Consider the following 12,822-nt stretch of genomic DNA (forward strand, 5'->3'; position numbering starts at 1 on the left):
TCTTCCGTCGAGGAACCCTTGATGCGTGTTTTTTTATTGTTGTTGCTGCTGTTTCCGGTGCTCGAGCTGTTCGTGTTCGTCAAAGTCAGCGCCGCGATCGGTTTCTTTCCGGCGTTGCTGCTGATTATCGGCGGCTCCGCGTTGGGCTTGCTGGTGATGCGGGTGGCCGGTATCGCCACCGCACTGCGTGCCCGTGAGAGTCTGCAGCGAGGCGAGTTGCCCGCTGAAGATATGTTCCAGGGCCTGATGCTGGCAGTGGCAGGCGTGCTGTTGCTGATTCCGGGCTTCATCAGTGACGTGCTCGGCCTGATCTGCCTGATGCCGTTCACCCGTCATTTTGCCGCGCGCAAGTTGCGTCAGCGGGCCGAGGCGCAGGCAATGCGGCAGCGTGCATTCCAGGATGATCCATTCGCAGCACGGCCGCCCGAAGGTGGCCACCGGCCAAACGTGATCGAAGGCGAGTACCAGCGTCGCGATCAGTAACCCTGTGCAGTTTGTGTGCAAAGCGGCCCCGTGAGGGGCCGTTTGCATTTGCGCGGGTAGCTGTTGAAAAAAATTTCACAGGTAAGCCCTTGTAATCGTTTCGCTCGGCCTCATCTATGTGGTCACCGCAAGGTTTCTGGTGGCAACGCCAGACAAGACAAAGGGGTTCGCCGAATGCGGGCCCCTACCGGCAACGCCGGAATGCATCAACCCGCCGGTCTCGACACCGGCCGATGAAAACCACTAATTGGGAGAGATCGACAATGAAGCTTCGTCCTCTGCATGACCGCGTCGTAATCCGCCGCAGCGAAGAAGAATCGAAAACCGCTGGCGGTATCGTTCTGCCAGGTTCGGCCGCTGAAAAACCAAACCGCGGTGAAATCGTTGCCGTCGGTACCGGTCGCATCCTGGACAACGGCGAAGTTCGCGCGCTGGCCGTGAAAGTGGGTGACAAAGTGGTCTTCGGCCCGTACTCGGGCAGCAACACCGTGAAAGTCGATGGCGAAGATCTGCTGGTGATGGCTGAGAACGAGATTCTCGCTGTCGTCGAAGGCTGATTTTCCCGACTTCCCGTTACTCCAAAGTATTTCAAGGATTAAACGATCATGGCTGCTAAAGACGTAAAATTCGGCGATTCCGCCCGCAAGAAAATGCTCGTTGGTGTCAACGTTCTGGCTGACGCTGTCAAAGCCACCCTCGGCCCGAAAGGCCGTAACGTTGTCCTGGCCAAGAGCTTCGGCGCGCCAACCATCACCAAAGACGGTGTATCGGTTGCCAAAGAAATCGAACTGAAAGACGCTTTCGAAAACATGGGCGCTCAGCTGGTCAAGGAAGTTGCTTCCAAGGCCAACGACGCTGCCGGTGACGGCACCACCACTGCGACCGTTCTGGCTCAAGCCATCGTCAACGAAGGCCTGAAAGCCGTCGCTGCCGGCATGAACCCGATGGACCTGAAGCGCGGCATCGACAAGGCCACCATCGCCGTCGTTGCCGAACTGAAGAACCTGTCCAAGCCTTGCTCCGATTCCAAGGCCATCGCTCAGGTCGGTACCATCTCTGCCAACTCCGACAGCTCCATCGGTGAAATCATCGCCGAAGCCATGGAAAAAGTCGGTAAAGAAGGCGTCATTACCGTTGAAGAAGGCTCGGGCCTGGAAAACGAACTGTCGGTTGTCGAAGGCATGCAGTTCGACCGTGGCTACCTGTCGCCGTACTTCGTCAACAAGCCGGACACCATGGTCGCCGAGCTCGACGGCCCACTGCTGCTGCTGGTCGACAAGAAGATCTCCAACATCCGTGAGCTGCTGCCAGTTCTGGAAGCTGTTGCCAAGGCCGGCCGTCCACTGCTGATCGTTGCTGAAGACGTTGAAGGCGAAGCCCTGGCTACCCTGGTAGTCAACAACATGCGCGGCATCGTCAAGGTTGCAGCGGTCAAGGCACCAGGCTTCGGCGACCGTCGCAAAGCCATGCTGCAGGACATCGCTGTCCTGACTGGCGGTACCGTCATCTCCGAAGAGATCGGCCTGTCGCTGGAATCCGCTACCCTGGAAAACCTGGGTAACGCCAAGCGCGTCATCCTGTCGAAAGAAAACACCACCATCATCGATGGCGCTGGTGTTGAAGACGACATCCAGGCTCGCGTTAAGCAAATCCGCGCTCAAATCGAAGAGACTTCGTCCGACTACGATCGTGAAAAACTGCAAGAGCGTCTGGCCAAGCTGGCTGGCGGTGTTGCCGTGATCAAGGTCGGTGCTGGCACCGAAGTTGAAATGAAAGAGAAGAAAGCCCGCGTTGAAGACGCCCTGCACGCTACCCGTGCAGCCGTTGAAGAAGGCGTAGTACCTGGCGGTGGTGTTGCTCTGGTCCGTGCCCTGAGCGCTATCATCGACCTCAAAGGCGACAACGAAGACCAGAACGTCGGTATCGCGCTGCTGCGCCGTGCGGTTGAATCGCCACTGCGTCAGATCGTTGCCAACGCCGGTGACGAGCCAAGCGTCGTGGCCGACAAGGTCAAGCAGGGTTCGGGCAACTACGGCTACAACGCCGCTTCCGGTGAATACGGCGACATGATCGAAATGGGTATCCTCGACCCAGCCAAAGTCACCCGTTCGGCACTGCAAGCTGCTGCTTCGATCGGTGGTCTGATGATCACTACCGAAGCGATGATTGCTGATGCTCCGGAAGACAAGCCAGCTGGCGGTGGTATGCCAGACATGGGCGGCATGGGTGGCATGGGCGGCATGATGTAAGCCTGCCTTAGCGCCTGCTGTACCAAAAAGCCCCGCCTAGTGCGGGGCTTTTTTGTGGGTACTTAGAACGGCACCGGACTGTAGGAGCGGCCTTGTGTCGCGAAAGGGTCGCGTAGCGGCCCCAGATTCCCAGCTTCGCCGCTGAAATTGCCGGGCCAGCTCTGCTGGCCTTTCGCGACACAAGGCCGCTCCTACACAGAGCGCGTTTGCCTGGAAAGGCTTGGACGGTAGAGCACCAAGTAGTAACACGCCAAGCCAATCAACCAGCAGAACACCGCTGTCCAGGCATTGTGTGAAAAGAAATGCGCGCCCTGCAGCATCCGCCCAAGCGACAGCACGCTGCCGAGGGTAAACGCCAGCAGCAAAGCGCCTCGGGCCAACCGCGGTCGGCGATCACGCAATGCAAAAAACAACGCAAACAGGCTAAAACCGGTCGCCGCATGGCCTCCGGGCCAGCAGCGTCCGGGTTTGTCGGTTTGCGGCCTGGCTTCGAGCAATTTGCTGTAGGTCTGCTCACCGCCAAACTGGCTAAGGCTCCACGGGCACTGCACCGCCGTGGCAACCTTGAGCGGGGTGACAAAACTGGTCGACAGGGCCAGCGACAGTACCAGGCAGCCCAGCTCTCTGCGCCAGGCAAACAGCCGCTGCCAGAACAGGCTGGCAAAAAACGCCAGCACCGCCACCAGCGCCAAGCCAATGACCACCTGCTTGACCCCATCATGGAGGATGTTTTCCAGGACATAGCTGTGGCGACCGATGAACTGCCCGGCGCCCGGATCGAAGGCGAGGGCGGCCAGGGACATATCCAGTGATGTCGATTCGAGCAGCAGCAGTGCGAGTGCGCAGCCCAAGGGGATCCCCAGGTATAACCACAGATTCAGCGGACGCGGGCGGACGGCGGGGGGCATGGTGACTCCAGGCGCAGAAAAAGGCGGCGATTGTCTGCCTGGGGCTATATTTGCGCTGTGAAGTTTTGGTGAAAAATATGTCAGCAGCAGTGATCAGCCGGCAAGGCTGGCGCCGCGCCAGCGATGTCCGTAAGCTGCGCCTGCCGCGCACTGCGAAAGCGCCGCACAGGAGAAACCGATGCGCATTCTTTTGGTTGAAGACAACCGCGATATCCTCGCCAACCTGGCTGACTATCTGGGTATGAAAGGCTACACGGTCGATTGCGCCCAGGACGGTCTGTCCGGTTTGCACCTGGCCGCAACTGAGCACTATGACCTGATTGTGCTCGACATCATGCTGCCCGGCATCGATGGCTACACCCTGTGCAAGCGCCTGCGCGAAGATGCCCGGCGCGATACCCCGGTGATAATGCTCACGGCTCGCGATCAGCTCGATGATCGTCTGCAGGGCTTTCGCTCGGGCGCCGACGACTACCTGCTCAAGCCGTTCGCGCTGTCGGAGCTGGCGGCGCGTATCGAAGCAGTGCTGCGCCGCGCGCAGGGCGGTGGCCGGCGTACGCTGCAGGTGGCAGATCTCAGTTACGACCTCGACACCCTTGAGGTCACCCGCGAGGGCAAGCTGCTCAAACTCAACCCGGTCGGCCTCAAGCTGCTCGCGGTACTGATGCAGAAGAGTCCCCACGTACTGCGCCGGGAAGTTCTCGAAGAAGCCCTGTGGGGCGATGACTGTCCCGACAGCGACAGCCTGCGCAGCCATGTGCACCAGTTGCGCCAAGTGATCGACAAACCGTTCGAAAAGCCCCTGCTGCACACCGTGCATGGCGTTGGCTACCGCCTCGCCGAGGGTCGCGATGGAGTTTAAGCAAAGCCTCGCCCAGCGCATCATCATCGCCTTTGCCTTGATGAGTGCATTAGTCGCAGGCGCCTTCGCCTTCGGCATCGTGGCGACGGTCCATCTGGTCGAGGAGCGGCTGATTTCAACCGTGCTCGGCGGTGACCTGCAGCGCCTGCTGCGCATGGACAGCGTCAGTGACTGGAGCCATCGACCACGGCCCGACCAGCTGTTCTATTTCAGCGGCGGGCGCGATGACTTCGAGCTGCCCAAGGACCTGCATCACCTCGAACCTGGCTTTCATGAAGTATTTCGCGATCAGCTTTCTTACCACGCGATGGTCGAGGTTGTAGACGGCCGCCGTTATGTACTGCTGCAGGACCAGAGCGATTTCGAAGAGCGCGAGCGACTGCTGTTTGCAGTGGTGGTGGTAGGTTTTGTGCTCAGCCTGGTACTGGCAGTATTCCTCGGCTGGCTGCTGGCGCGCCGAGTGATGGCGCCGGTCATCCGCCTGGCACGGCAGGTGCGCCATCGTGACCAGTTGCTGGGTCTGGCTCCGCCGCTGGCGCCGGACTATGCCGCCGACGAGGTAGGACAACTGGCAGTGGCGTTCGACGATACCCTTGGCCGTCTGCGCGATGCCCTCAACCGCGAGCGGCTGTTCACCAGTGACGTCAGTCATGAATTGCGCACGCCATTGATGGTCCTGGCGACCTCCTGTGAACTGCTGATCGAGAACCCGAGCCTGGACACCCGTTCGCGGGCCCAAGTGGAACGCATCGCCCGGGCCACCGAAGAGATGCAGGAGCTGGTCAAGACTTTCCTCATGCTCGCCCGGGCGCAGCATGACGAGGGCGCCGTGGCCTCGCGGGCCAGCCTGCGCGAAGTCGGCGATGACTTGATCGGTGTCTGGCGCGACACTATCGAGCAAAAGGGCCTGACCCTGCACTACGACGGGCGTGCCAACGCCAGCCCGGTCTTGTACAACGCGACCTTCCTGCAATCAGTGATGGGTAACCTGTTGCGCAACGCAGCGCACTACACCGATTCTGGTTACATCCGCTTGACGCTCGACGCCCAGGGTTTCAGCGTCGAGGATAGCGGTGTGGGCATCCCCGAAGAACAGCGCGAAGAAATGTTCAAGCCATTCGTGCGCGGCGGTGAACGTCGTGGCGAAGGCCTGGGCTTGGGCCTGTCGCTGGTGCAGCGCATTTGTGACGACCAGGGCTGGCAGGTGACGCTGACGGCGACGGCGCCACATGGCTGCCGCTTCCAGGTCGATCTTAGCCCCGGTGGTGTAGATGCGCCGCCCGACGACATCGCCTGATATCGGTAATCGCTTGTAATGATGTAGGAAAAGGCTTACAAGTTTTTCACATCTGCATCACCTGAGCCCGACGCGCGTCTTTCTAAATTGCGCGCATCAGCTCAGGAGATGCCCGATGCGCAGCCCGATAAAACTCGAGTTTTCCGAAAAGTACGACCAACAACACGCGCAGGATTACCTTTACAAGCACCAGAACGGTTTTGCCCGGCGGCTGTCCCATCTGCGCGACGAGCAGTTGGCTCGGCGTGCGCTGACACTGGCTGGCGACCCTGGTCTGGTGCTGGATCTGCCGAGTGGGGCAGGGCGCTTCTGGCCATTGCTGGCCGAAAAAGCCAATCGGGTGATCATCGGTGCAGACAACTCCAAGGCGATGATCGAGACAGCCTGTGCCGCGCAACCGCCAGCCGTAGTGGCGCGGGTACGGCCCTTGCAGACTTCTGCTTTCGCCATTGATCTGCCGGACAACGCAGTAGACAGCATTTTCTGCATGCGGCTGTTTCACCACATCGGTGAAGCCAGCCATCGGCGCACGATTCTCTCGGAATTTCATCGGGTTAGTCGCGACAGCGTGATCGTTTCGTTGTGGGTGGATGGCAACTTCAAGGCCTGGCGGCGCAAAAAGCTGGAAAAGCGCCGCAACAATAGAGCCGACAAGGACAGTTACCAGAATCGTTTCGTGTTACCTGCTGACACAGTTGAGCAGGAGTTTCTTGCGGCCGGCTTTCGTATCCAGGAGCGCCTGGATTTCCTGCCGCTCTACGCCATGTGGCGGGTCTACGTGTTACGCAAGGGGTAGAGAATATGGTGGTGACTCAGGGCCGTGAATCGCAATTCGATTTCTACTGGCAGCAGCAGGGCGAGTGGGTCGAGGAGCCCAATCAGCGCCGCGGTGGCGAAAGCGGAGTGCAGCGCCTGAACGACGCCAGCGGCCAACTGCTGTATGCCAAGCGCCAGATCGGCCATACCTACCGCAGCCTGCTGCACCCGTTTGGCCGGCCGACAGTGCTGCGTGAGCTGGATGCGCTGCACAGCTTCGAGCAGCTTGGCGTGCGCGTGCCACGTATCGTCTACTGCGGTGCACAGCGCGATGGCGAGCACCAATGGCGGGCATTGCTGGTCAGCGAAGCGCTGGATGGTTTTGTCGACATGGAGACCTGGTACGCCAACGGCGCTCGCCAAGCGTATCCAGCAGTCCTCCACGAACGCATGCTCAAGGACCTGGCCGAGAACCTCGCGCGCATGCACCACGGCCATTGGCAGCACGGTTGCCTGTATGGCAAGCATGTATTCATCAAGGTCAATGGCGAAGGCGAGCAGGCCACCGCTGAAGTCGCCTTGCTTGACCTGGAAAAGTGCCGCCGACGGATCAGTCGCCAGCGCGCAGCACTCAACGACCTCGGTCAGCTACGGCGCCATTCGTCACTCAACGATACTGAATGGCAAACATTGCTCTACTTTTATCAGACGGCGTTTGGCAGCGCAGTCAAAGGTTTAGGGTAATGAAACTAGAAATCGCTCGAACTTTGTTCCTGGTGTCGTCGCTGGTAGTGACCACGGTTGCGTTCGCCGCTTGGGAGCAGCCGCGGCCTACGGTTTTCAGCAAATCGGATCTGCTCAGCCAATGCCCGCCACCGCGCAATGTGAAAGCCCAGGTCACGGTACAGCCGGATCAGGACTTGTTGCTGCTGTTGTTTGGCCTGCGCCAGGGCGTGCGACCGTTCGGTTGAAACATACTGCGGTGTTGGTGATGTAACTGTCGTGCAGGGGAAAGGCGCACACGGGGGAGGGGTGATACGGTCTTGCTTCGAGCCCGGTCCGTCCGTGTGCCTATCCCTAACGTCAGGACGAAGCACTCACTATGGAAATCCGCCTGCTGCACGGCGCCGCTATCGCACCCTTCATCGCAGAGCTTGGGCAATTACGCCTGGAGGTGTTGCGAGAGTACCCCTTTCTGTATGACGGGACCGCAGAAGAAGACGCTGACTATCTGGCAGACCTTACCCGTTCCGAGCGCAGCTTGTTGGTACTCGCTCAAGCGCATGGGCAGGTAGTGGGTGCATCCATTGGTCTGCCTCTGGCCGATGCGGCGCAAGCGCTACAGGAGCCATTTGTGACGCGCGGCCAGGATCCGGCCAAAATCTTCTACTTCGCTCAATCGTTGGTGTTGCCGGCCTATCGCGGGCAAGGCCTGGGTGTGCGGTTTTTTATCGAGCGCGAGTCCTACGCCCATAAGCTGGCCGATTTCGATTTCTGCGCGTTCTGCAGCGTGGAGCGGCCGGGCGTTCATCCGTTGCGGCCCGCCGACTACCGACCGTTGCATGGCTTCTGGCGCAACCGCGGCTTTTTGCGAGATCCGTCATTGCGTTCAGGCTGCGTCTGGCGTGACTTGGATGAGCAGCAGACGAGTGAAAAGATCATGGCGTTTTGGCTCAAGACATTGTTGAAATGAAGTGTTTCTATGAGGCTCTGTGGAGCGTCAGCAATACCTTCGGCAACCCAGGCTGCGCCAAGGCCTGACATGTGAAAACAAAACGCCCGGCAAATGCCGGGCGTTTTATTGACGCAGTGAAGGTTACTTCACTTCAACCGCCAGGCTCTGGGCAATCTTGCTCTGCCACAACGCAGGCCCAGTGATATGCACTGACTCACCATTGCTGTCGACCGCAACGGTAACCGGCATGTCTTTGACCTCGAACTCGTAGATCGCTTCCATGCCCAGTTCGGCGAAGGCCAGCACCTGCGACTTGCGGATTGCCTGAGCAACCAGGTAGGCGGCGCCACCGACAGCCATCAGATACACCGCCTTGTTGTCCTTGATCGCTTCGATCGCAGTCGGGCCGCGCTCGGATTTGCCGATCATGCCCAACAGGCCGGTCTGCTCGAGAATCTGCCGGGTGAACTTGTCCATCCGCGTGGCGGTGGTCGGGCCGGCCGGGCCGACCACTTCGTCACCGACCGGGTCGACCGGGCCGACGTAGTAGATGAAGCGGCCTTTGAGATCGACCGGCAGCTCTTCACCGCGGTTGAGCATCTCGACCATGCGCTTGTGCGCGGCGTCGCGGCCGGTGAGCATCTTGCCGTTGAGCAGGATGGTTTCGCCTGGCTGCCAGCTGGCGACTTCTTCCGGGGTGATCTCGTCGAGGTTGACGCGGCGCGCGCTTGGGCCGGCTTCCCAGACGATTTCCGGGTAGGCGTCCAGCGACGGCGCTTCAAGCTCTGCAGGACCGGAGCCGTCAAGCACGAAGTGGGCGTGACGGGTAGCCGCGCAGTTGGGGATCATGCACACCGGCAGCGAAGCGGCGTGGGTCGGGTAGTCCATGATCTTGACGTCGAGCACGGTGGTCAGACCGCCCAGGCCCTGGGCGCCGATGCCCAGCTGGTTGACCTTGTCGAACAGCTCCAGGCGGATCTCTTCGATGCGGTTCTGCGGGCCACGGGCCTTGAGCTCATGGATGTCGATGGATTCCATCAACACTTCCTTGGCCATGACCGCAGCTTTTTCGGCAGTACCGCCGATGCCGATGCCGAGCATGCCAGGCGGGCACCAGCCAGCGCCCATGGTCGGCACGGTCTTGAGCACCCAGTCGACAATCGAATCGGACGGGTTGAGCATGGCCATCTTCGACTTGTTCTCGGAGCCGCCGCCCTTGGCTGCGACGTCGACTTCCAGCTTGTCGCCTGGCACTACCGAGTAGTGGATGACGGCTGGGGTGTTGTCCTTGGTGTTCTTGCGCGCCCCGGCCGGGTCGGCCAGGATCGAAGCCCGCAGGACGTTCTCCGGCAGGTTGTAGGCGCGGCGCACGCCCTCGTTGATCATGTCGTCGACGCTCATGGTGGCGCCATCCCAGCGCACGTCCATACCCACGCGCACGAACACGGTGACAATACCGGTGTCCTGGCAGATCGGGCGGTGGCCAGTGGCACACATGCGCGAGTTGATCAGGATCTGCGCGATCGAGTCACGGGCAGCCGGCGATTCTTCACGCAGGTAGGCTTCGTGCATCGCCTGGATGAAGTCAACGGGGTGGTAGTACGAAATGAATTGCAGGGCATCGGCGACGCTCTGAATCAGGTCGTCTTGCTTGATCACGGTCATGCAGCGCGCTCCTCTTGAAGACGGGAACATCGGTAAAAGGCTTTTCGACCACCAGCGTGGCGAAACGCCTGGCAACGCGGCGGCAGGTCAGGCCGACGCAAAAAAGGCGCGGCAGTATAGCGCGCATACCGGTGCGACACACCACCGCATGCGCGGGACCAAGGTCTGAAGCGGGTTGGCAGTGATGTTGCGTGTGTTCTGTACAATACCCGTATAACCCCGGAGGCCTCTGAACCATGCCCGATGTCTACGTAGGCGCGCAGCGAATCAGCGTGCCTGCCGCCAGCAATTTGCTCGATGCCCTCAATGGCGCAGGCTTCAATGTGCCCTACAGTTGCCGCGCCGGCAGCTGCCATGCGTGCATGGTGCGCTGTGTGGATGGCGCTGTAGCGGACGCTTTGCCCGATGCGCTGCCCGTGGCCAAGCGTGAGCAAGGTTGGCGCCTGGCCTGTCAGTGCAGCGTGCTTGGTGACCTGCAGGTGGCATTGTTCGACCCGCGTCTGGACGGTCTGCCTGCCAGCGTCTGCGCGATGGACTGGCTGGGCGAGGTGTTGCGCCTGCGTTTGTTGCCGGAGCGGGCGTTGCGCTATCGCGCCGGTCAGCATCTGTTGTTGTGGCTCGGCGGGGTCGCACGGCCTTATTCGCTGGCGAGCCTGCCGGGTGAAGACGATTTTCTGGAGTTTCACATCGACTGCCGGCGCCCTGGAGCTTTTTGCGATCAGCTACGGCGGTTACAGGTGGGAGACAGTCTGCGCCTGGGCGAGCTGCGTGATGGTGCCCTGCATTACGACCCGGACTGGCAGGCCCGGCCGCTCTGGTTGTTGGCCTCCGGCACCGGCCTTGCGCCGCTCTGGGCCGTTGCCCGTGAGGCCCTGCGTCAGGGGCACACGGGTGAAATCAAAGTATTGCATGTAGCTGCCAGTGACGCCGGCCATTATCTTGCCGACGCCCTGCAGGGTTTGCCCGGGCTTGCAGTTGAACAGGTGCTCGCCGAGCATCTGGACAGTGCGTTGGCTCAATTGCGGCCGACATCGCGGCAGACCATGGCATTGCTCTGCGGCTCGCCGAGCAGCGTCGAGCGTTTTGCCAAACGCTTGTTCATCGCCGGCGTACCGCGTAACCAGGTCCTGGCCGATGTGTTCGTCGAACACGCCTGAGTCACTGCGGTGTATACAGCTGCATGGTAGCGATCCGGTAACGCCGGGTATCAGTGAAATCAACCTGGCCAACCAGCGCTGCTACATCGAGGACCCACCAAGCAACGGCCGACCCAGCAAAAGCTGCCTGATAAATGAATTAAACGGTGCCAGGCGCAAGCTCCTTACCCGGCACGTTGCACTCGGTCTCTGACCCCCCCCCTGACGTTCTGGCAGCGCCATGGCCTGACGCAGGCAAAAAAAGACCGCTCCGGGGAGCGGTCTTTCCTGATGACCTGAAGTTGCTACAACTTAGGCATCAACCAACCAGCGGATCACCGACGTGCAGGATCTTCATGCCATTGGTGCCACCGATGGTGTGGTAGCTGTCGCCTTTGGTCAGGATCACCCAGTCGCCTTGCTCAACCAAACCGCGCTGCAGCAGCTCGTCGACGGCCGCCTGGCTGACCTTGTCGGCCGGCAGCGAGGCCGGGTCGAACGCGATCGGGTAGACGCCACGGAACATCGAGGCACGTGCCTGGGTCGCGCGGTGCGGAGACAGCGCGTAGATCGGCACATGCGAGCGCAGGCGCGACATGATCAGCGGGGTGTAGCCACTTTCGGTGAGGGCGATGATCGCCTTGACGCCGGGGAAGTGGTTGGCGGTGTACATCGCCGCCAGGGCGATGCTCTCGTCGCAACGCTCGAAGGTGGTGTGCAGACGGTGGCTGGAGCGCTGGTTGGTCGGGTGCTTTTCAGCGCCCTGACAAATCCGCGCCATGGCCTGTACGGCTTCGATCGGATAAGCACCGGCAGCACTTTCAGCCGACAGCATCACCGCATCGGTGTTATCCAGCACGGCGTTGGCCACGTCGGAAACTTCGGCGCGGGTCGGCATCGGGTTCTGGATCATCGACTCCATCATCTGGGTCGCGACGATCACCGCTTTGTTGTTGCGGCGGGCGTGCTGGATGATCTTCTTCTGGATACCGATCAGCTCGGCATCGCCGATTTCCACGCCGAGGTCGCCACGGGCAACCATCACGGCGTCGGAGGCAGCGATCAGGGCGTCGAGGGTTTCGTCGTCGGCAACCGCTTCGGCGCGTTCGATCTTGGCCACCAGCCAGGCGCTGCCGCCGGACTCGTCACGCAGTTTGCGTGCGTATTCCATGTCCTTGGCATCACGCGGGAAGGACACGGCCAGGTAGTCCAGGTCCATCTCGGCAGCCAGCTTGATGTCGGCCTTGTCTTTCTCGGTCAGGGCCGGTGCGGTCAGGCCGCCACCTTTGCGGTTGATACCTTTGTGGTCAGACAGCGGGCCGCCAACCAACACCACACAGTGCAGGGAGTCGGCGGTAGCGGTCTCGACGCGCATGACCACACGGCCATCGTCGAGCAGCAGCTCGTCGTTCACGCCGCAATCCTTGACCAGGTCGGGGTAGTCGATGCCGACGATATCCTGGTTGCCTTCGGTCAGCGGGTGCACGGTGGAGAAGGTGAACTTGTCACCGATCTTCAATTCAATGCGCTTGTTGCTGAACTTGGCGATGCGGATCTTCGGACCCTGCAGGTCGCCCAGCAGTGCGACGTGACGGCCGTTCTTGGCGGCGATCTCACGGATCAGGCGGGCGCGAGCCTTGTGCTCGTCCGGCGTGCCGTGGGAGAAGTTCAGGCGGGCAACGTCGAGGCCGGCAAGGATCAGTTGTTCGATCACTTCTGGCGAGTTGCTGGCAGGGCCAAGGGTGGCAACGATTTTGGTACGGCGGATGGTCATGCATAGACTCCTGTAGT

The 12,822-nt window shown here is 60.8% G+C and carries 13 protein-coding genes; 10 read left to right on the plus strand and 3 right to left on the minus strand.

The genetic code is table 11. The features are described 5' to 3' along the window. The first annotated feature begins 21 nt into the window (after positions 1 to 21). The 3 genes from AC58X1_RS19255 to groL all read left to right on the plus strand — a co-directional run bounded on the left by AC58X1_RS19255 (position 22) and on the right by groL (position 2,732). Complete coding sequence (locus AC58X1_RS19255; protein ID WP_101321969.1) at positions 22 to 483, plus strand: FxsA family protein; 462 nt, start codon at positions 22 to 24, stop codon at positions 481 to 483. Between the two features lie 263 nt (positions 484 to 746). Then, entirely contained in the window at positions 747 to 1,040 is a 294-nt protein-coding gene (locus tag AC58X1_RS19260; protein ID WP_053280666.1) for a co-chaperone GroES, read from the plus strand. A 48-nt stretch (positions 1,041 to 1,088) separates the two neighbouring features. Next, positions 1,089 to 2,732: a chaperonin GroEL gene (gene groL / locus AC58X1_RS19265; protein WP_101321968.1), complete on the plus strand. Its 1,644-nt coding sequence runs from the start codon at positions 1,089 to 1,091 to the stop codon at positions 2,730 to 2,732. Between the two features lie 191 nt (positions 2,733 to 2,923). Here groL and AC58X1_RS19270 read toward each other — a convergent pair whose 3' ends face one another. Then, complete coding sequence (locus AC58X1_RS19270; protein WP_101321967.1) at positions 2,924 to 3,640, minus strand: phosphatase PAP2 family protein; 717 nt, start codon at positions 3,638 to 3,640, stop codon at positions 2,924 to 2,926. 178 nt (positions 3,641 to 3,818) lie between these two features. On the opposite strand from AC58X1_RS19270, the gene colR reads away from it, so the two are divergent. From colR to AC58X1_RS19300, 6 genes are all read left to right on the plus strand, one after another. After that, entirely contained in the window at positions 3,819 to 4,502 is a 684-nt protein-coding gene (colR, locus tag AC58X1_RS19275) for a two-component system response regulator ColR (RefSeq protein WP_101321966.1), read from the plus strand. After that, positions 4,492 to 5,799, plus strand: coding sequence for a sensor histidine kinase (locus AC58X1_RS19280; RefSeq protein ID WP_497429326.1), 1,308 nt, complete (start codon positions 4,492 to 4,494; stop codon positions 5,797 to 5,799). The genes colR and AC58X1_RS19280 overlap by 11 nt, the downstream gene beginning before the upstream one ends. Positions 5,800 to 5,914: 115 nt before the next feature. Continuing rightward, positions 5,915 to 6,595 (plus strand): class I SAM-dependent methyltransferase, encoded by a 681-nt coding sequence (locus AC58X1_RS19285; protein ID WP_150570622.1) that lies wholly within the window; start codon positions 5,915 to 5,917, stop codon positions 6,593 to 6,595. 5 nt (positions 6,596 to 6,600) lie between these two features. Further along, positions 6,601 to 7,299 carry a lipopolysaccharide kinase InaA family protein gene (locus AC58X1_RS19290; RefSeq protein WP_259075975.1) on the plus strand — a complete coding sequence of 233 codons (699 nt, stop codon included), beginning with the start codon at positions 6,601 to 6,603 and terminating at the stop codon, positions 7,297 to 7,299. Further along, positions 7,299 to 7,526 (plus strand): hypothetical protein, encoded by a 228-nt coding sequence (locus AC58X1_RS19295; RefSeq protein ID WP_101321962.1) that lies wholly within the window; start codon positions 7,299 to 7,301, stop codon positions 7,524 to 7,526. Before AC58X1_RS19290 ends, AC58X1_RS19295 begins: the two co-directional genes overlap by 1 nt. Before the next feature lie 131 nt (positions 7,527 to 7,657). Beyond that, positions 7,658 to 8,248, plus strand: a complete 591-nt coding sequence (locus AC58X1_RS19300; RefSeq protein WP_150572122.1) for a GNAT family acetyltransferase — start codon at positions 7,658 to 7,660, stop codon at positions 8,246 to 8,248. Positions 8,249 to 8,371: 123 nt separating this feature from the next. Here the strand turns inward: AC58X1_RS19300 and AC58X1_RS19305 are convergent, their stop codons facing one another. Next, positions 8,372 to 9,895, minus strand: coding sequence for a fumarate hydratase (locus AC58X1_RS19305; protein WP_101321960.1), 1,524 nt, complete (start codon positions 9,893 to 9,895; stop codon positions 8,372 to 8,374). A 236-nt stretch (positions 9,896 to 10,131) separates the two neighbouring features. Here AC58X1_RS19305 and AC58X1_RS19310 point away from each other — a divergent pair, with 236 nt between their 5' ends. Next, positions 10,132 to 11,052: an iron-sulfur-binding ferredoxin reductase gene (locus tag AC58X1_RS19310; protein ID WP_150570619.1), complete on the plus strand. Its 921-nt coding sequence runs from the start codon at positions 10,132 to 10,134 to the stop codon at positions 11,050 to 11,052. A 298-nt stretch (positions 11,053 to 11,350) separates the two neighbouring features. Here AC58X1_RS19310 and pyk read toward each other — a convergent pair whose 3' ends face one another. Continuing rightward, the gene (gene pyk, locus AC58X1_RS19315; protein ID WP_101321958.1) at positions 11,351 to 12,805 is read right to left on the minus strand and encodes a pyruvate kinase; all 1,455 of its coding nucleotides are present in this window, start codon (positions 12,803 to 12,805) and stop codon (positions 11,351 to 11,353) included. Between the last annotated feature and the right edge of the window lie 17 nt (positions 12,806 to 12,822).

This window comes from Pseudomonas sp. PGPR N4 (assembly GCF_059693665.1).

Coding starts and splice junctions, on each gene's coding strand:
- AC58X1_RS19255 (WP_101321969.1), top strand. CDS start 22: ATGCGTGTTTTTTTATTGTTGTTGCTGCTGTTTCCGGTGCTCGAGCTG.
- AC58X1_RS19260 (WP_053280666.1), top strand. CDS start 747: ATGAAGCTTCGTCCTCTGCATGACCGCGTCGTAATCCGCCGCAGCGAA.
- groL (WP_101321968.1), top strand. CDS start 1,089: ATGGCTGCTAAAGACGTAAAATTCGGCGATTCCGCCCGCAAGAAAATG.
- AC58X1_RS19270 (WP_101321967.1), bottom strand. CDS start 3,640: ATGCCCCCCGCCGTCCGCCCGCGTCCGCTGAATCTGTGGTTATACCTG.
- colR (WP_101321966.1), top strand. CDS start 3,819: ATGCGCATTCTTTTGGTTGAAGACAACCGCGATATCCTCGCCAACCTG.
- AC58X1_RS19280 (WP_497429326.1), top strand. CDS start 4,492: ATGGAGTTTAAGCAAAGCCTCGCCCAGCGCATCATCATCGCCTTTGCC.
- AC58X1_RS19285 (WP_150570622.1), top strand. CDS start 5,915: ATGCGCAGCCCGATAAAACTCGAGTTTTCCGAAAAGTACGACCAACAA.
- AC58X1_RS19290 (WP_259075975.1), top strand. CDS start 6,601: ATGGTGGTGACTCAGGGCCGTGAATCGCAATTCGATTTCTACTGGCAG.
- AC58X1_RS19295 (WP_101321962.1), top strand. CDS start 7,299: ATGAAACTAGAAATCGCTCGAACTTTGTTCCTGGTGTCGTCGCTGGTA.
- AC58X1_RS19300 (WP_150572122.1), top strand. CDS start 7,658: ATGGAAATCCGCCTGCTGCACGGCGCCGCTATCGCACCCTTCATCGCA.
- AC58X1_RS19305 (WP_101321960.1), bottom strand. CDS start 9,895: ATGACCGTGATCAAGCAAGACGACCTGATTCAGAGCGTCGCCGATGCC.
- AC58X1_RS19310 (WP_150570619.1), top strand. CDS start 10,132: ATGCCCGATGTCTACGTAGGCGCGCAGCGAATCAGCGTGCCTGCCGCC.
- pyk (WP_101321958.1), bottom strand. CDS start 12,805: ATGACCATCCGCCGTACCAAAATCGTTGCCACCCTTGGCCCTGCCAGC.